General features: G+C 51.5%; 17 protein-coding genes. 2 read left to right on the top strand and 15 right to left on the bottom strand.

Features of this window, described 5'->3' with window-relative positions; all coding sequences use genetic code 11:
• Window positions 1-175: 175 nt before the first annotated feature.
• Window positions 176-604 (bottom strand): DoxX family protein, encoded by a 429-nt coding sequence (locus F3J45_RS21825; RefSeq protein ID WP_167067733.1) that lies wholly within the window; start codon window positions 602-604, stop codon window positions 176-178.
• Window positions 605-709: 105 nt separating this feature from the next.
• Between F3J45_RS21825 and F3J45_RS21820 the strand changes: the two genes are divergently transcribed.
• Complete coding sequence (locus F3J45_RS21820) at window positions 710-1588, top strand: LysR family transcriptional regulator (RefSeq protein WP_167067730.1); 879 nt, start codon at window positions 710-712, stop codon at window positions 1586-1588.
• 31 nt (window positions 1589-1619) lie between these two features.
• Here F3J45_RS21820 and F3J45_RS21815 read toward each other — a convergent pair whose 3' ends face one another.
• The 8 genes from F3J45_RS21815 to F3J45_RS21780 form a co-directional block, all read right to left on the bottom strand.
• Window positions 1620-3503, bottom strand: a complete 1884-nt coding sequence (locus F3J45_RS21815; RefSeq protein ID WP_167067727.1) for a methyl-accepting chemotaxis protein — start codon at window positions 3501-3503, stop codon at window positions 1620-1622.
• A 71-nt stretch (window positions 3504-3574) separates the two neighbouring features.
• Window positions 3575-4357 carry an ABC transporter ATP-binding protein gene (locus F3J45_RS21810; protein ID WP_167067859.1) on the bottom strand — a complete coding sequence of 261 codons (783 nt, stop codon included), beginning with the start codon at window positions 4355-4357 and terminating at the stop codon, window positions 3575-3577.
• 62 nt (window positions 4358-4419) lie between these two features.
• Entirely contained in the window at window positions 4420-5130 is a 711-nt protein-coding gene (locus F3J45_RS21805) for an ABC transporter permease (protein ID WP_167067724.1), read from the bottom strand.
• Window positions 5127-5810, bottom strand: coding sequence for an ABC transporter permease (locus tag F3J45_RS21800; RefSeq protein ID WP_205300636.1), 684 nt, complete (start codon window positions 5808-5810; stop codon window positions 5127-5129). The genes F3J45_RS21805 and F3J45_RS21800 overlap by 4 nt, the downstream gene beginning before the upstream one ends.
• Before the next feature lie 97 nt (window positions 5811-5907).
• Window positions 5908-6690: a transporter substrate-binding domain-containing protein gene (locus F3J45_RS21795; protein WP_167067718.1), complete on the bottom strand. Its 783-nt coding sequence runs from the start codon at window positions 6688-6690 to the stop codon at window positions 5908-5910.
• A 466-nt stretch (window positions 6691-7156) separates the two neighbouring features.
• Window positions 7157-8506 carry an MFS transporter gene (locus F3J45_RS21790; protein ID WP_167067715.1) on the bottom strand — a complete coding sequence of 450 codons (1350 nt, stop codon included), beginning with the start codon at window positions 8504-8506 and terminating at the stop codon, window positions 7157-7159.
• Between the two features lie 93 nt (window positions 8507-8599).
• Complete coding sequence (locus tag F3J45_RS21785) at window positions 8600-9382, bottom strand: aldolase (RefSeq protein WP_167067712.1); 783 nt, start codon at window positions 9380-9382, stop codon at window positions 8600-8602.
• A 175-nt stretch (window positions 9383-9557) separates the two neighbouring features.
• Window positions 9558-10022, bottom strand: coding sequence for a DUF1289 domain-containing protein (locus F3J45_RS21780; RefSeq protein ID WP_167067709.1), 465 nt, complete (start codon window positions 10020-10022; stop codon window positions 9558-9560).
• Between the two features lie 343 nt (window positions 10023-10365).
• Between F3J45_RS21780 and F3J45_RS21775 the strand changes: the two genes are divergently transcribed.
• Window positions 10366-11613 carry a ribonucleotide-diphosphate reductase subunit beta gene (locus F3J45_RS21775; protein ID WP_167067706.1) on the top strand — a complete coding sequence of 416 codons (1248 nt, stop codon included), beginning with the start codon at window positions 10366-10368 and terminating at the stop codon, window positions 11611-11613.
• 83 nt (window positions 11614-11696) lie between these two features.
• On the opposite strand, the gene F3J45_RS21770 is transcribed toward F3J45_RS21775, so the two are convergent.
• From F3J45_RS21770 to F3J45_RS21745, 6 genes are all read right to left on the bottom strand, one after another.
• On the bottom strand, window positions 11697-12584 hold the full coding sequence (locus F3J45_RS21770; protein WP_167067703.1) for a LysR family transcriptional regulator: 888 nt from the start codon (window positions 12582-12584) through the stop codon (window positions 11697-11699).
• A 167-nt stretch (window positions 12585-12751) separates the two neighbouring features.
• Entirely contained in the window at window positions 12752-13525 is a 774-nt protein-coding gene (locus F3J45_RS21765) for an ABC transporter permease (protein ID WP_167067700.1), read from the bottom strand.
• 12 nt (window positions 13526-13537) lie between these two features.
• Window positions 13538-14350, bottom strand: a complete 813-nt coding sequence (locus tag F3J45_RS21760; protein ID WP_167067697.1) for an ABC transporter ATP-binding protein — start codon at window positions 14348-14350, stop codon at window positions 13538-13540.
• On the bottom strand, window positions 14347-15357 hold the full coding sequence (locus F3J45_RS21755) for an NrtA/SsuA/CpmA family ABC transporter substrate-binding protein (protein ID WP_167067694.1): 1011 nt from the start codon (window positions 15355-15357) through the stop codon (window positions 14347-14349). Before F3J45_RS21755 ends, F3J45_RS21760 begins: the two co-directional genes overlap by 4 nt.
• Window positions 15358-15406: 49 nt before the next feature.
• Window positions 15407-15727 carry a ferredoxin family protein gene (locus F3J45_RS21750; protein WP_167067691.1) on the bottom strand — a complete coding sequence of 107 codons (321 nt, stop codon included), beginning with the start codon at window positions 15725-15727 and terminating at the stop codon, window positions 15407-15409.
• Window positions 15720-17264, bottom strand: coding sequence for an FAD-binding protein (locus F3J45_RS21745; RefSeq protein ID WP_167067688.1), 1545 nt, complete (start codon window positions 17262-17264; stop codon window positions 15720-15722). The genes F3J45_RS21750 and F3J45_RS21745 overlap by 8 nt, the downstream gene beginning before the upstream one ends.
• Between the last annotated feature and the right edge of the window lie 142 nt (window positions 17265-17406).

Below are 17406 nucleotides of genomic sequence, written 5' to 3'. Positions count from 1 at the left end.
AGATCCCCGAGCTCCTGCAGTTTGCAGCAGCTCGGGGATTTTTGATTAATGGCTCTTATACAACATGGTCAATCGTCTGATACTTGTCTGAACGACAGTCGGCATATTGACTTTACGTGTAACTTTCACCTAACGTTGTCCGAGATCAGTTTATCACTTACGGCAACAGATCGGTTTAAACTTTTGGCAGCACACAAGATTCTGACTGACCCGTAACTAGTGCCTTACTGGCCTGCCACTCAGTCAGCGCAATGGAAATCAACGTCATTGTCCAGAACAATGGGTATTCCCATCCTCCACCGGTGTTACTAAACAACCAGCCATTGCCCGAATGCGCCCAGGTTGCACCAAGCAATACTGGAACCGCCGAAACGGCAGCAATATGTGGCTTAATCTTAAAGATAAGCATAACGCCTGTGATGATCTCCACCAGGAGTGTTACCCAAGCCAGAAACCCTGGGAGCCCGATGGACTCAAAGAAAGTCACGGTTCCGCTCATCGTAAAGACAAACACCTTAAGATAAAGCGAATGGGTAATCAGTGCCACACCAGCAGTGAGCCGAAGACAAACACCACCAATATAAGCAGGGCTGAAGTCAGTCATAATTCTTCCTCTATGTACGCAGTGCTGATTGCCCTGCCTGCTTCTAATTTTGATGACTAACCAAGCTTGGAACAATGTGCTTTTTCACTAAACGGGACTGCAAGAATGCACAACTGGGACTGGGATGATTTACGGCTAATTCTTGCCGTCGCCGAGCATGAATCGTTTGCTGCAGCAGCAAGACATCTTAATGTCAACCACACCACCGTCTTGCGGCGCGTGAATACATTTGAGCATTCTCATGGTTTGCGAATTTTCAACAGACTCGCAACGGGTTACACATTGACGGATGCAGGGGCAGAATTATTGCGCACCGCTGAGATAATGAGAGGAGCCGTGAGTGATCTGTCACTTAGGCTTGAAGGACGGGATCTTAAGTTAGAGGGCACTCTCCGTATCACCACATGCGATACGATCATGGGCTCGATACTTCCAGAAATTCTCGAAAAATTCAGCACCTTGCATGCCAAGATTGTTGTTGAGCTATCAACCGGAAATTACGTTACCGACCTATCTCAACGACAAGCTGATGTCGCTATCAGGACGGGTGATAACCCAATGGAGTCACTGATTGGTAGGCACCTGGCGGATGTTCGTTTTGCCCTGTACGCATGTGACGAAATTTCCCGACTGATTGATGGAAACAATCCCCTTACCTTCAATAAGTGGATCTCACCCGACCTAACCTTTAGCCAAATGGCAGTCACGAAATGGATTCAATCAACGATCCCTGCCAGTTCAATCATCTTAAAAGCAAACTCATTGATCTCACTGCGCCAAGCCGCGATAGCAGGGATGGGAATCGTTCCTCTCCCCCGCTACCTGGGTGACAACACTCCAGGGCTCACCCGCCTTAGCTCAGACGCCCTTGATCAGTTCACCACCGGGCTATGGATTCTCACGCACCGTGACTTGCGGCATACAGCAAGAGTCCGCGAATTCATCTCGTTCGTGAGCGATGAGCTGCGACGACTGAGCTTCTGATCCAGTATCTAGCACGTCGAATGCCTTTGGTTCACGTGCGGAATGAGCCGACCAATCCCCTAAGACGCTCGACCTGGGACTGCAGATTCTCGCAAGCACTCAATGTTGACTGAAGATTTTTGACGCTTTCAGCATTGAGGCTATTGATTTGGGCTACGTCCACGTTGAGGGACTCGATGACACAGGATTGCTCCTCCGTAGCAGTAGCTACGGCTTGGTTCATACCATCAATATCACCAACATGATCATTGATGACATGAAGGCATGCACCCGCTTCATTCGCCACGCTCATACCCTGCTCACTGAGCTGCTCACTTACCTCCATCCGACTCACCGCCTCGCGTGCTCCTGCCTGGAGCTCATCGATCATCCCATGAATCTCCTGGGTCGAAGCCTGAGTTCGATATGCCAGGCTACGAACTTCATCCGCAACCACCGCAAAACCCCGCCCTGCTTCCCCGGCTCTGGCAGCTTCGATAGCCGCATTGAGTGCAAGCAGATTTGTCTGCTCAGAGATCCCCCTGATCACTTCCAGGATGCGCCCAATGCTTACTGTTCTATCGCTTAATGATTCGATGCTGCCTGAAGCTTGTCGGAGGTTGTCAGAGAGGTCGCTCATTTTGGCGATTGTGCCTGCAACCACCTGCCGACCCTCATGTGACTGTCCCCGTGCTTTTGCTGCTTGCAACGAGGCATGGCCAGCGTTGCGAGCGATTTCTTGTGCTGCCGCCCCCAGTTCATGAATCGCTGCGGCCACGCTGTCCGTCCGCTGCGCTTGCTCACCTGACATTGAAAGGGAGCCCGCAGATGAAGTGGTGACCTGCTTTACTTCAGCAAATACCAACTCAGTTGCTGATGAAACATCACGAATTGAGTCATGAATTCGCTTTACAAAAAAGTTGAAGTCCTGAGCTAGAATGCCAAACTCGTCCCTAGTCTTAACTTCAAGGCGCTTTGTTAAGTCCCCCTCGCCTTTGGCAACATCTTTCATTGCATCACTCATTCGTCGCAGAGGATGCATGAGCAAATAAATCATCAATCCTAACAGCAATATGGTTGCGACCACGGTAACTGATGTGGCTATGGCAGCTGCAAATCTAAAGCCTGATAGCTCCTGAAAAGCTTTTTCTTTATCTAAGGCAAGACCCACATACCATTTCACTGCAGGAAGCCCCTCAATTGCAGCAAACATCACCAACTCACTTTTACCCGCCAGCTCAACCTCCATGAGTTCATTACTGAATCCTTCCTTTCCCCCTGCATAGGCTGAGGTAAAATGCTTCATTAGCAATTCGCGATCAGGGTGAACGAGGATTTTTCCATCGGCATCAACCAGAAATGCGTACCCCATGCCTTTGAGCTCTACCGAATTTATGATCCTTTCAACTGCATCAAGTGGTAGATCTCCCGCTACAACACCCTGCAGAGTGCCTCCTTCGTTCACAGGAGATGCTACAGTAAGCATAAGCTTTCCGTTCGTATCATCCCGATAAGGCTCGGTTAACACAGTCCTGCTCTCTATTGCTGCTGACTTGTACCAGGGGCGCGTACGCGGGTCATAGTCTGCAGGCATCTCATCTTGAGGACGTATCAAAAAGCCACCATCAGACTTTCCAAAGTACGTAAATGCGAATACTGATTTCAAGACCGACTGATCAAGAACGGCCAACTGCTTGCCTGCCCCCTCAGATGAAGCCAATAATTCCTGCAAACTATCGAGCAAAAGCAACCTGCCAGACATCCATTGTGAAATGCCACTGGCAGTTGATTGACTCAGCCCCGAAAGCTTAGCTTCAATCCCCCGGTACAACGCATCACGTTGAAGCGTGTCGTTATACACCGCGAAGATCGTAAAAGAAGTAGCTACTACTAACGCAGCGGAGATTATAATCTTATGCGAGAACATGAGTTTCATTGACGACCACCTTATCGCCGAAATACAAAGGCCAATCTAATTCGATTGGCCTGTAGGTATAGCATTGGCTTTCATTTAAGACCGTTGGATAAGAACTGCTGCAATCGCTCACTTCGAGGGTTTGTCAGGATATCTGCACCACCTTGCTCTTCGACTAGCCCTTGGTGCAAAAAGATAATCTGACTGGATACTTGCTTAGCAAAAGCCATCTCGTGCGTCACCATCAACATGGTTCGACCTTCCTCTGCCAGCGCCTGGAGAACCTTCAGCACCTCCCCCACCAGCTCTGGATCCAAAGCTGACGTTGGTTCATCAAAGAGCAATATCTCAGGCTCCATGGCCAAGGCCCGAGCGATTGCAACGCGCTGCTGCTGACCACCAGACAAGAAGCCCGGGTACTGCGATGCCACTCGAGAGGGTAGGCCCACCTTATCCAGGTACTCACGCGCTGCCTGTTCCGCATCCGCCCTCTTTACACCGAGAACTCGCTGGGGAGCCAAGGTGATGTTGTCCAGAACACTTAAATGACTCCACAAATTGAAATGCTGGAAAACCATCGCTAAACGTGTGCGCAGTCGTTGGAGGTCTGCAGCGTGGGCTACACGAAGTCCATGCTTGTCCTTGACCATCGGAATTTCTCTTCCATCAAGCGTCATAGCACCGTCTGTAGGAGTTTCAAGGAAATTGATACAGCGCAGAAATGTACTTTTCCCAGAGCCACTGGCTCCAATGAGGCTAATGACATCGCCTTTATTGGCCCTCAGCGAAACGCCCTTGAGAACCTGATGATCGCCGTAGCTCTTGTGCAGATTTTCAACCGTCAGCTTGTACCCTGACTCAAGATTTTTGCGCATACGCTGGCTCTGCTCAATGCTATTTGGTGTTATTAAACTGGTCATCGGCGGCAATCCTAAAGTCAATGTACAGGGCCTAGAAACGACAACCAGCGTCGCTCAGCCAAACGGAACAACCCTACTAACGCAAATGAAAGAGCTAAGTAAATCAGCGCTCCGATCCCAAAGGACTGAAATGTCAGGAACGTTTCTGAGTTGGCATCACGGGCAATTTTTAAAATATCAGGAATCGTGGCGGTGAAGGCTACAGAAGTAGAGTGCAGCATCAGTATCACTTCATTGCTGTAGTACGGAAGCGCTCGCCTCAATGCAGACGGCACTACCACGAACGCATTCAGCCTCCAACCATTCAGCCCATAAGCTTTAGCCGCTTCGAGCTCACCGTAGGGAATATTTCTGATTGCACCTGCAAAAATTTCAGTCGTGTAGGCACACGTATTGAGTGCAAAGGCCAAGATGGTGCAGTTCATCGCGTCTCTAAAAAACGCATCCAACATAGGCTGGGATCGGACTGCAGCAATGCTGTAAATGCCGGTATAGCAAATCAGTAGCTGGATATAAAGTGGCGTCCCTCTAAACAAATATGTATAGAACTGTACGGGCCAGCGGATATAGGCTCGTTCTGAAACTCTTGCAATTGCCAGGGGAATGGCCCCTAAAAAGCCGAGGACAATGGATGCCGTCAGCAACCATAGTGTCATGGCCAGACCAGTGATTTCTGTTCCATCCGTGTACAGGAAAGCCTTCCAATATTCCTGCAGTAATTCAATCATTGCAAAGCCTCACGCGAGCCGGCAGAATATTTACGTGCTAGTCGCCGCAATATGTAGTTTGAGAGTGTTGTAATAAGCAGATAGACAAGAGCCGCAAGCACAAGGAAATAGAACAACTGAAAGGTGCTTTTGCCGGCATCCTGGGCTGCTTTTACCAAATCTGCAAGGCCAATAATGGAAACCAAAGCAGTCGCCTTCAGCAAAACCAACCAATTATTGCCGATACCAGGAAGCGCAAACCGCATCATTTGGGGAAAGGTGATCAAAAAGAAACGCTGAGAGCGATTCAGCCCATAAGCAACCGCGGCTTCGCGCTGCCCTTTTGGAACTGCCAGCATTGCTCCCCGAAAAGTTTCAGTGAAGTAGGCGCCATAAATAAAGCCCAGCGTTATTACGCCCGCTGCAAATGGGTCGATCTCAACATAACTCCACCCAAGGTACTGTGTCAGTTCGGTTAGCCAGGTCTGAAGGCTGTAGAAGATCAACAGCATCAGCACAAGATCAGGCACCCCACGAATTAGAGTGGTGTACAGCTGCGCCGGCAGCCTGAGTACATATGCAGATGAAAGCTTGGCACTCGCGCCAATTAGCCCCAAGATGACGCTCACCACAAGGGACAGTACTGATAGCTTGACGGTCATCCAGGTGCCTACCAGTAGCAGTGGCCCAAAGCCATGCATGCTAAGCCCTGGCAGGCCTACAGCTTCTAATAAATTATCAATCATGATCTAAAACTCTTGGTGAAATGAAGCGCCTATGCGACATAGGCGCATACAATCATTTACCGCTGTAAAGATTCAAATCACCAAAATATTTTGACTGGAGCTTGGCATAAGTCCCATTTTCATGGATTGCCTTAATGGCCTTGTTCAGCTGCTCTTTCAGGTCATTGTTACCTTTGACAACAGCAATAGCCGTTTTGGATGGTAGCAGCTCACTTTCAACCTGCTCACTCATCTCGTAACCTGCGCCTTGAGGAGAACTCAAGAATCCTGCTTTGGCTTGAAGCGTGTCTTGAATGGAGGCATCAAGGCGGCCCGACACGAGATCATAGTAAACCTGGTTCTGATTTTGATACGACTGAACTTTTACCCCCGCTTTCTTCAGAACAGCCTTAGCGTAACCTTCCTGAATACTTCCCTGGAAATACCCAACACGCTTGCCTTTTAGAGCAGTCACATCGGCACTGAGGCCGGAATCCTTCTTATAAACGTACGATGTTGGGCCGGAGAACAATTCATTAGTAAAATCTACCGCTTTCTCACGTGCTGGCGTGACTGTCATGGAGGACAGGACACCATCAAATTTGTTAGCACGCAGTCCTGGAATCAATCCATCAAAATCGCTCTCTACCCATTTGCATTCAGCTTTGAGCTCAGCACAGATGGCGTTGCCCAATTCGATATCAAAGCCCACAAGGTTGCCGTCTGGAGATTTGGATTCGAAAGGAGCGTAGTTAGCATCCACACCGAAGCGAATCTCTGAATAGTCTTTAGCTGAGACCATGCTGGTAAATAATGGAAGGATTGCAAGAATTGACAGCTTACGAAGTGAAATCATGTTTGCTCCCTAGCTTTTGTAATTTATTCAGGGCTTTTGATGATTTTTTTGCCTGAGGCTCAGGCCAGTGGCGCGTTTGGGCTCCGTCCCGGCGAAGCGGATAAACTGCCTCGCGCACCGTTTGGATCGAGAATTCCAAATTCTCACAAACGATGCTACGCCAACACTCAAAGCTGGGAACCTGTCAACCGGCTTGTTATTGCGAGCAAAATGCTTTCTTTTTCGAGCAATATGCTCGAATCGGTAGATGATGGGCACCATACCGGTGTGCGCCTCGACTGGGGACGCAATATTATCAACCTCAGCTGGGCGTTAAGTGGTGTACCATCGCAAATCTGGAAGTCGGCTATTTTGACAAACCTACAGATCTCCCTGTGGTGTAGCCCTGTCTATCCATACGCTCACGAATTGGATAACTGATGAATGACCCCAAGCTAAAACTGGGGCCACTCATTACTGGGGACACTCACTTCACGGTGAGGGATTCTTTCGGAGTTGTTAGCTGAGATTCCGGCTCATTCCCTGAGACACTGCGCATGGCCCACAGGGAAACGAGAGCAATCCCTCCCAACATCATCAAATAGCAGTTGATGTAGAAGGGATCACCACCGCCTACCGCCAGCAGGGATGTCGCGATCATGGGTGCCAAGCCTCCTCCGATTGCTCCCGATACCTGCACACCAATCGAAATCCCCGTGTAGCGCACCTCAGGTTTGAATTGAGCAGAAAACAGGGCTCCCTCTGGCCCATAAAGCATCGAGTAAACGATGCCGATAGAAATCACCATCGCCAAGGTGATCCAGACTGAGTCACGCGTTTGAAGCAGGTGGAAAAACACAGGCGCAAAGGTCACCAGGCCAATTGTCCCAAGGGCAAACATCCTCCTCTGCCCAATCTTATCTCCGAGCCATCCACAGATGGGCATTGTGAACATCGCTACCCCTGCGCCCCACACCACCGCACCAAGCACAGTCTGTTTTGGTATATCTAAGGTGCTTGTCGCGTATGCTAGTGAGAACGTGGCGATCGTATAGAACCAGGTCACCTCTGCAAGACGTGCACCAGCAACAGCAAGCAGTTGAACAGGGTGATCTCTGAATACAGCCTTCAGCGGTGGTGCAGACTGTGGCTGGTGTTTGACTGCAACAAAATCAGGAGACTCTGCAACCTTTTCTCGAATGTACCAGCCCACAAGGAGCAGCACCGCGCTGGCTAGAAACGGGATACGCCACCCCCAGGTCAGCATGTCTTCCTGTGGAAGTTGGGCCACAGCCCCCATGGCGAGTGATGAAAGGATTAGCCCTGGGGCTACCCCTGTCTGCGGAAGGCTTCCAAACAAGCCTTTCTTCCCTTCCGGGGCATGCTCAACCGCAAGCAACACTGCACCGCCCCACTCCCCTCCAACAGCTACCCCCTGCAGCAATCGCATTGCGACCAACAAGACTGCAGCCCAGTAGCCAATAGAGTCATAGGAGGGGATCAAGCCAATGATGATCGTGGGAATGCCCATCAAGAACAGGGTAATGAGCAGCATGGATTTTCGACCCAGGCGATCACCAAAGTGACCGAACACAATCCCACCAAATGGCCGAGCAAAGAAACCCACCGCATAGGTGGCAAATGCCGCAAGCGTACCTGTGACCGGATCGATATCGGGGCTGAAAATCTTGTTGAAGATCAGTGCTGCAGCAGTTCCGTATAGGAAATAGTCGTACCACTCGATAGTGGTACCCATCAGGCTGGCCATGCCTGCCAAGGCGGCCTGTGATTTAACAGGTTTAGTTGCACACTCTGCCTTTCTCATTGTTTTCGACATTTTTCAGTCCTATTGGCAGTTTTAAAGGATTTGGGGTTCTCTTATGGGTCTGGGGCGGCTGCCCACATGGATGACGTGGGCGAGCGCAAAGGGTCAGCTCAGTGGCGGCATGCCCGGCGTGCGTTGGGTCTGGCGGCACCAGTACTCGAAGGTTGCACGAACAATGGAGGGTTTCAGGAGGTAGTCATGGGCTTCCTGAGCAAGCACCGGGTCGACCGGTGTTAAGGCGCCAAATGCTTGTGCCCGAATCTGCATCCTGGCAGCACGCTCCAGGTACACGGATAGGTAGGTAGATTCTTCTACGGAGACGCCCGCGGTGAGGTAGCCGTGGTGCGCCAGGATGATCGACTTCATCCCACCCAATGCTTCCGAGATCAACGTCCCTTCATGGTCTGCAATAGGAACGCCTGGCCACTCCCCCAGGAAAGCACAGTCGTTGAACAACGGCGTCATATCCATCTGTGAAATAATCAGCGGTTGACGTGCGGCAGCTAAAGCAGAAGCCCAAGGAGAATGTGTGTGAATGATAGACATGACGTCAGCACGGTTGCGGTAGACCCAAAGATGGAAACGGGTAGCGGGGTTTGCCATCCCCTCACCGGTTACGGTATTCAGATCCTGATCAACTTCGATGAAATCATCGGGAGTGGCCTCCTCAAAACCGAGCCCGAAGCGGAGTGTCCAGTAGGTGCCCTCTCTCTCAGAGCGGGCAGATAGCTGACCCGCAAGACCAGCCTCCTGCCCAGTCATGGCCAGGATACGAGCGGCATAAGCCAGCTTCTCCTTCAGAGGCATTTCCTTGATCTTGAGATGCCTGCCCATTTCCTCTGTGGCCCGCAGGTCGAAATACTCTTTGCTACGTAGGTCTTGGTTCATGCAGTGCTTCCTATTTTTGGCTTATCACTGAGCCGATGATAGGAATCAGCACTGCAGGGCGCGATGATGCGCAGGTTATAGCTGAATTTCAGGTTAGGCCGAGCTTTCCCCTAGCCTCACCTAAAGATTGTCTTTCGTGACTTTCTACCGCAAGACCTTAAATCAAAAATTCGTTTCACATCTGTAAAACCACTAATAGTCCGTTATCATTTAATTTACGACACTTCTCAGCGAGCAGAAAGAACTCACGATCAATCACATCACGCACCTCTACAAGAGAGTAGAATTCATATTCTTGTTTAAGACAAAACCCGTATCGCGATGGATCCTTTATGACGCTTGCACCAAGACGAAGCAATTGATAACACCAAGCATATGGCGATTGATCCGAAATGTACCTGACCCCTCTAAAGTCCAGCTGTTTTTGCAAAAGTTCAACATCAAAAATTTCCAGCATTCTCTCCATAACCTCAAACAGTAGAGTATCGAGGCGACGCAGTATTAATAATTTCTCATCTGTGCTGTATCCATTCCAAGCGATGATTTCATAGTCAAACCGCTTACAGCCTCGACAAACAGAATCACCGTAAACCGTTGAACAAAGGCCTACGCAGGGGGTTTTGACAATCCTTGGTGACATGACTCCTCCCGACATTCAAAAACACTAGATATTGTGCCTTCTGGAACTCCTAGACACATCATACAGGATTTGCGCGAGCATAATGCTCGCACCTCGAGCATTCTGGCCAACAAAGTGATCCGATTGCCTGCCACCCAGTTACATTTCGCCCAAAAATGTTACGAGCACAACATATGGTATTGAAATCGAGAAAGAACCCCCATAGGGTGTGCTTTCGTTATGTGGCGCAGGACAGATCCAACAACTTTCAGGGGCTGGGATAAATGTCGATTATCCTCCCTTTTTCTATATGTTCCACATCAGTGCGAACCAGTTTTTCTCCATTGATTTGAACGGAGTTATTATGGTTATTTGGAATGACAGGGAATCCAGCGACAAGAACGACACAACACAGACCAATCATCTGGAAGCAAGTAGTCTCGAGACATCTAAACAGCTCGATCTTGATGGCGCCGCTGCAGCAGAGTTGGCAAGATCGGCAACTGCCTCCGATTCGTCGGCTGTTTTGCAAGCCAAGCGTGATCTGAGTGCATTAGATACCGCATATGATCTTGCTCTTACGAGTAAATCAGCAGGCCGAGTAGCCGTTGATGAAAAGCGTATGATCAACTGCCGTGCTGATCTGAACCAGCTAGTGCCATTGAGGTATGACTGGGCTTGGCAGAAATACCAGGACGGCTGCGCTAACCATTGGATGCCGCAGGAAATCAATATGACAGCGGATATCATCCTTTGGAAAAGCAGTAATGGCCTGACTGATGATGAACGACGAATAGTGCTGCGAAACCTCGGATTCTTCGCCACCGCCGACTCGCTGGTGGCCAATAACTTGGCACTGGCCGTGTACCGCCTGATCACCAACCCAGAGTGCCGTCAGTACATTCTGCGCCAAGCCTTCGAAGAGGCGATTCACACCCACGCCTACCAGTACTGCATCGAGTCGCTGGGCATGGATGAAGGCGAGATCTTCAACATGTACCACGAGATCCCGTCGGTCGCCAAAAAGGCCGCCTGGGGCCTGAAGTACACCCGCGCCATCTCCGACCCGGAATTCAACACCGGTACTGTCGCAACCGACAAAGAGCTGCTGCGCAACCTGATCGCCTACTACTGCGTGCTGGAAGGCATCTTTTTCTACTGCGGCTTCACCCAGATCCTGTCGATGGGCCGCCGCAACAAGATGACTGGCGTAGCCGAGCAGTTCCAGTACATCCTGCGTGACGAGTCGATGCACCTGAACTTCGGTATCGACGTGATCAACCAGATCAAGATTGAGAACCCACATCTGTGGGACGCTGCAATGAAGGATGAAGCCTCGCAGATGATCCTGCAGGGTACCCAGTTGGAGATCGAATACGCCCGCGACACCATGCCACGCGGCGTGCTGGGCATGAACGCCGCGATGATGGAGGACTACCTCAAGTTCATTGCCAATCGGCGGCTGACCCAGATTGGACTGAAGGCAGAGTATCCAGGTACAACCAATCCATTCCCATGGATGAGTGAAATCATGGACTTGAAGAAAGAGAAGAATTTCTTCGAAACTCGAGTCATTGAATATCAGACCGGAGGAGCTCTCGCTTGGGACTGACGGAAAGCTGTCCTGCCCTTGAACCCTAGCTTGCAAGCTGCCTGGCTTTCAACCGGGCAGCTCGCCAGATCAAGCCTGTCTTTTCAAGCAAGCGAGTTGGCGACTTTTACCGCCAATGTAAGCATGGCTTGCGTCATGGGCTGTGGTGCCTTATCGACACGGTGGATGGCTACAACTTTACGCGAGAGTGTTGGTCTGAATTGAGTGCTTCGCTTGAGTCCATATTGATCAAGCACCCGCTCAGGAATAAGCGACGGAAGGACACATGCACCAACCCCCGAAGAAACCAGCTCAAGCATGGCATCTACTGTTTCTACTTCCGCTGCGGCTGAGTAGGATAAACCGCTCACATCAAGCATCCGGCGCAGTGCGTAGCCAGCGGGAAAGACAACCAGCTTCATAGTTGCTTTGTCCAAATCCATGCCAGGTTCAAGCAGCGGATCAGACTTTCTGGCCACAATCGCCATCCGCTCATCCAGCAGGTACGTGGAGTGCAAATCGGCGGATGCGACTTCGCTGTCGTACACAAAGCCAAGCTGCGCTGCACCGCTCTCAACAAGCTTGACCACCTCGGTTGAGCTTCGCGCCATGAATGAGACATTCACATCCTCGTGCAGGTGTACAAAACGAGATACAACCTCACCGAGAAAGTAGTAAGTCAAGGTGTGCACAGTTGCTAGGCGCAGATTGCCCTGAGTAACCCCATAAGCTTCTCTGAGATCGGAAACGGCAGTGTCAACGGCGATGTATGCAGGCCCTGCAGCTGCCGCAAGAGCACTGCCGGCGTCCGTCAGCACAAGCCCCCTGCCTGTCCGCTTGAAGAGAGGATGGCCCAGATGAGCCTCCAAGGTAGCTAATTGTCTGCTCAACCCTGGCTGAGAGACATCCAACTGCTCGGAAGCTTTTGAGATTGACCCATGCAGTGAAATGCACAGGAAATTGCGTATCCGCTTATCTAGGTCTTCGCTCACTACACTGTCCGTATCTGCGTTGTGCCAGTTTCCAGCATCTACAAGCTACACCGCTCAGTGCGTGCATGACTAGATTTGCCTAAACCCTGTGAGTGATTCGCTAGATGGCAGTACACACCAGCACGATCTCTATTGAGCTTGGGATCCGCGCAGGGGCCTCAAAACCTTTATTGCCAATGCACCCAACGGCGGCTAACCCATACGAAAGCTCGATCCGTGATCAGACCGATCATGCCAATGATCAACACACCAGCAAACACATAGCTTGTCCTGAAGAAATTCGTGGCATCAAGCACTACAAATCCTAATCCCCGGTCTCCTCCAAGCAGCTCTGCAGCAACCAGGATGGATAAGGCGAGCCCCATCGCCACCCGCAAACCGGTCATGATTTGAGGCAATGCGCTTGGGAATATCACGTACAAGAAGGTTTGCCATCGCTTGGCCCCTAAGCTGCGAGCAGCTCGAATCACATCTCCAGGCGTAGCAGCTGCACCAGCTTGCGCACTCACCATCGTCACCAGGAATACGGAAAGGAGGATTAGCAAGACTTTCGACAATTCACCGATACCGAACCAGAGAATGAATATGGGTACCAAACCCAACTGAGGAATCGGCCTCAGAATTTCTGAGGGTATCAACCACAAGGCATCAACGTCTCGATAGGTTGCACGGAGCAGCCCAACGCTGACACCGAGGGCTCCTCCCACCACAAAAGCGATGCCGACACGAGAAAGGCTGGCAGCGAAATGCTCTGAGAATGGCACCCCCGAGTAACCATGAACAAACAGATCGAATGCCGATTGAACAACATCCCATGGCGGCGACAAAAGCGTTGCACTAACCCAGTTTTTTTGAGCAACTAGCACCCAGCCGGCTAACAAAATGGCCGGGCTTAGAATCATGAGCGACAGGTAGCGGGTGTCATGTTTTTTAGGACGCATAGCAGGCTCGCTCTAGTAAGTGGCACCGGCTGGCGTGGCATGCATAGCTCGGTAGATCTCATTCCGAGTAGCAAGGAATTGATCGTCCACTCGATTGGCAGCGTTCCAGCGTGGAAGTGGCAAATGGATGTCGAAAGAGCTCGGAGGAACGCCCTTTTCAGCAGACAGCAGCAACACGCGATCGCCGAGAAACACTGCCTCATCAATACTATGGGTAACAAATACAATCGTGGTGCCCGTCGTGGCCCGTATCTTCAGGATCTCCTGCTGGAGCTTCTCGCGAGTCTGGACATCCACCGCAGCGAACGGCTCGTCCATCAACATCACTTGGGGTCGCGAAGCAAGTACTCGCGCCAGGCTGCAACGTTGCCGCATGCCACCTGAAAGCTGGTAGGGGTAGGTTTTCTCAAAGCCGGCGAGGCCCACTAGCTCGATCATCTCAGACGCTACTTCGTACTGCTCTGACCTTGGCCTCCCAGCACACTTCAAGCTGAAAGCGATGTTGTCTCGTACCGATAGCCAGTTGAAAAGTGCATAGGACTGGAATACCACTCCCCTTTCAGGGCCAGGCCCCGCGATGCTCTTCCCGGCATAGTGGGCAACACCAGAGGATGGCTCCAGGAATCCGGCCAGCAAGTTCATCACGGTGGTTTTGCCGCAACCTGAAGGCCCTAACAGAGCCAAGCTCTCACCCTCATGAACCTGGAGATCGAAATTTTTAAGAACCTCATGTCCCTCGTAATCGTAACTAACGCCGTTCAGAGACAGCAGCGGGCGGGCCGCTGCTGCTTTCTGGATGGGAGGTGCCGCCAATGCAAGGCTCATGGGTTATGTGCCTTCAAGTAGGTTTCAAGCGGCTTCGTGTTGAAAAAACCACCCCAGTCTGCAGGCACAGCGTCAATGCGTTTTTGCTCTACAAGAAACTGGGCAATCCCTTCGAAGTGCTTCCTCAGACGAGAGTCTTTCTCTTGACCTGGCTGCCCAAAGAACTTGCTGGTCAACTGTTCTGCTAGCGCCGGGTGACTGGCACTCTGTCGTTTGATCAAAGCATCGAATTGTTCGGGAGTCTGACCAATACGTTCGGCTTCATACCGACGCACCCCACTCACATCCTTCGCGTAATCTTTCAGCGCTTGATCCCATACAGCTAAGAAAGCCTGTAGAACCTCAGGCCTCTGACGGCTGAAGGATTGCTGGCCAATCCAGTATCCACCTGTAATTGTTCCAAGGCTGCGGGTAGTCGCAAGGGTTTTAGCACCCTGCTCTTCAATCAGACCGATTGCAGGCTCCCACGTCACCGCCGCATCAATCTGACCTGCTGCATAGGCTGGTGGCATGTTGGCAGGGGGGAGGTTCACCAGGATGACATCACTCTGCGTGAGCCCTGCAGTCTTGAGTGCTTCGAGCAGATGATGGTGGCTGCTGGAGCCAACACTTGCAGCCACTCGCTTGCCCTTCAATTGCTCGATGCTGCTGATGCCTGCTTTGGAGTTCGCCGAAAGACGAATGTTAGTGTCATCCTGGCGCTCCATCATCAGCACCTCAAGAGGGATGCCGTTACTGAATCCGGTGACAGCAGGCATCTCTCCCATCCAGGCAAGATCCACCTTCCCACCCGCCAGAGCAGGCAGGATTGCTGGGCCGGCTGGAAACGGTATCAGCTCAGCTTTGATTCCTTGTTTCTCGAACAGGCCAGCGCCATTGGCGTAGCTAAGCAGGACGTTGATGTCGCCAGTTTGATAAGCAATGCGTACCGTTGTCGGCTCCGCCCAGGAAAGTGAACTGACCAGCAGTGATACAGCTGCTGCAGCGCCAACAATCTTTTTCAACATTGATGCACACTCCAAGGCTGCGGCTGAAGCCGCTTGTGTAATCGGGCGTTCAGCGAATGCCCATTTCAAATAAATGATGCGTCTGATCGTTTTCGGTACCACCTGGCTTAGAGCATTTCCAGCCAAGCTCTTTGGCATATCCCCCCAGGGTTGTTTGCCCCTCAATGACCACTACATGCTGATCTGCGAAGGGATGCACATACATCGCATCAACTGGGCAATAGAGCTCGCACATGAAACAGGTCTGGCAGTTGTCAGGCCTCGCAATCAAGGGAATGCCGCCATCCACTGCATCGAATACCTGGGTAGGACATACTTCTACGCAGCGATCGCACGCGATACATAAGCTGGTGCTTATCAGCTCAATCATGAAACCGCCCTCCAGATGCAACAACACGCTCGATCTCAACCTTGTCGACACCCCATGCCCGCTGACGGTAAGGGGTTCCTGCCGTGCCCTGGGGATAGTCGATTCTTTGATGAAGTGCGGTTGACTCCCGACGACTCAACGCACTGGTATACGCAAGCCGACCGACATAGAGCATTGCGTGTGCTTCGCGTGCAGAACGTTGTACGTGATTGGTTTTCTGAAAGCGCCACGATTCATCTAGCCGCTCCAGTGCTTTTTTCAGTCCGGCTTCTGAGCGAAAGACATTCCTTTCAACTGACCAAAGCTCTTCCTGAATCACCTGCATTACAGAAGCCAGATCGGCGCCATTGGAAGTCAGTTCTGACACAGTTCGTCCAGCAGGCAACGCTTCACCTTGCGCCTTGGCAAAGTAAGCCGCCGCTTGCCCAGCCCAGCTTCCTGTAGCCATAGCCCAGGCAGCATTTGGAGAGCCTCCGCCACTACGGCCACCCACAATTGGCTCACGAGACGCAGCGTCACCGGCGGCGTAAAGACCAGGGAGATTGGTCGAACAATCTCGCCCCCGCAGCTCAATTCCCCCAGTGCCGCGAACAGTCCCTTCAAGCCGCAGAGACAACTCGAAGCGTTGTCTGAAAGGATCAATTCCCATGCGGTCGAAAGGCATAAACGCAATGGCTTGGCCGCTACGTAGCCAGCGTTGAACGTCAGCACTTGCTTTGTCATAGCAAGCAAAAATGCGTCCACGACGACTGGCTCTCGCTATTGCAACGAATGGCTCTTCTGCCCCGAGATCAATCTCATGCCCCTCTTCGTCGTAATAGCTGGCCCAGTGGAACGGCAAGCCTTTGGTGACCGTGGAGAAGGAAGCAGCCATACCGTACTGGTTGCTGAACTCCATCCCAGAGAACGTGACACCAGCCTCTCCAGCAGCCAGGTGACCATCCCCCGTACAAACATTGGTGCCTAATACGCCACTCAGAAAAGCGCACCCTCCTGTGGCGATCACGGTGGCTGATGCTGACACCTGCCATGGCTCACCGTTGAGTCGCTCACCACGCGCCCCGGCCACCTGCCCATCTGCCACCAACAACTGCTGAACAGGACTATGGTCAAGAATGCGGACTTTGGCTTTCCGCAGCTGTGAACGCATGAAGCGCATGTAGTCTGGCCCACGAAGGGTTCCGTAATTCCGGGCTCCCGATTCGGTAACGGGAAACCGATAGCCACGCTCACTCATGAAATGAAGCTGCCTGACTGCTGTTTTCAAAACTGCCTCAACCCAGCTCTGCTCGCTGAGCGAACCACCTGGTAGATAGCCTTCCTCAAAGTAGAGGGGGTATTGAGTCCTATCTGGGACGTACCAGATGTTGTTGTTAGATGCAGCCGCAGCACCCGACACGCCGCAATAGCCCTTATCTGCCAATACAACACTGGCGCCGGCACGTGCTGCCTCCAGTGCCGCCCAAACCCCAGCTGGCCCTCCTCCGAGCACAAGGACTTGGGCTTGGATGGGGTCATGCGCTTGCTGTTTAGCCATGCTCGACACCACTGCAAATCGGTAGAATGAATGTGTATGTCACGAAAGCACCAACACCTGGTAGGTACAACTTGCCAACTTGTTCGTACAAGCTGGCGATTCGTCGCTACTATATAGGGCTTTTTTGATTCCATTAAATACA

Origin of the sequence: Pantoea sp. Ap-967 (assembly GCF_011752565.1) — a bacterium.
Lineage (GTDB): Bacteria > Pseudomonadota > Gammaproteobacteria > Pseudomonadales > Pseudomonadaceae > Aquipseudomonas.
This window is presented reverse-complemented; position numbering and strand designations above follow the sequence as displayed.

Bases quoted from the DNA above. Each gene is read 5' to 3' on its own strand.
- F3J45_RS21815 (WP_167067727.1), bottom strand. From the start codon at position 3,503: ATGAAACTCATGTTCTCGCATAAGATTATAATCTCCGCTGCGTTAGTA.
- F3J45_RS21745 (WP_167067688.1), bottom strand. From the start codon at position 17,264: ATGGCTAAACAGCAAGCGCATGACCCCATCCAAGCCCAAGTCCTTGTG.
- F3J45_RS21780 (WP_167067709.1), bottom strand. From the start codon at position 10,022: ATGTCACCAAGGATTGTCAAAACCCCCTGCGTAGGCCTTTGTTCAACG.
- F3J45_RS21765 (WP_167067700.1), bottom strand. From the start codon at position 13,525: ATGCGTCCTAAAAAACATGACACCCGCTACCTGTCGCTCATGATTCTA.
- F3J45_RS21800 (WP_205300636.1), bottom strand. From the start codon at position 5,810: ATGCATGGCTTTGGGCCACTGCTACTGGTAGGCACCTGGATGACCGTC.
- F3J45_RS21755 (WP_167067694.1), bottom strand. From the start codon at position 15,357: ATGTTGAAAAAGATTGTTGGCGCTGCAGCAGCTGTATCACTGCTGGTC.
- F3J45_RS21790 (WP_167067715.1), bottom strand. From the start codon at position 8,506: ATGTCGAAAACAATGAGAAAGGCAGAGTGTGCAACTAAACCTGTTAAA.
- F3J45_RS21820 (WP_167067730.1), top strand. From the start codon at position 710: ATGCACAACTGGGACTGGGATGATTTACGGCTAATTCTTGCCGTCGCC.
- F3J45_RS21775 (WP_167067706.1), top strand. From the start codon at position 10,366: ATGGTTATTTGGAATGACAGGGAATCCAGCGACAAGAACGACACAACA.
- F3J45_RS21760 (WP_167067697.1), bottom strand. From the start codon at position 14,350: ATGAGCCTTGCATTGGCGGCACCTCCCATCCAGAAAGCAGCAGCGGCC.
- F3J45_RS21750 (WP_167067691.1), bottom strand. From the start codon at position 15,727: ATGATTGAGCTGATAAGCACCAGCTTATGTATCGCGTGCGATCGCTGC.
- F3J45_RS21825 (WP_167067733.1), bottom strand. From the start codon at position 604: ATGACTGACTTCAGCCCTGCTTATATTGGTGGTGTTTGTCTTCGGCTC.
- F3J45_RS21805 (WP_167067724.1), bottom strand. From the start codon at position 5,130: ATGATTGAATTACTGCAGGAATATTGGAAGGCTTTCCTGTACACGGAT.
- F3J45_RS21810 (WP_167067859.1), bottom strand. From the start codon at position 4,357: ATGCGCAAAAATCTTGAGTCAGGGTACAAGCTGACGGTTGAAAATCTG.
- F3J45_RS21785 (WP_167067712.1), bottom strand. From the start codon at position 9,382: ATGAACCAAGACCTACGTAGCAAAGAGTATTTCGACCTGCGGGCCACA.
- F3J45_RS21795 (WP_167067718.1), bottom strand. From the start codon at position 6,690: ATGATTTCACTTCGTAAGCTGTCAATTCTTGCAATCCTTCCATTATTT.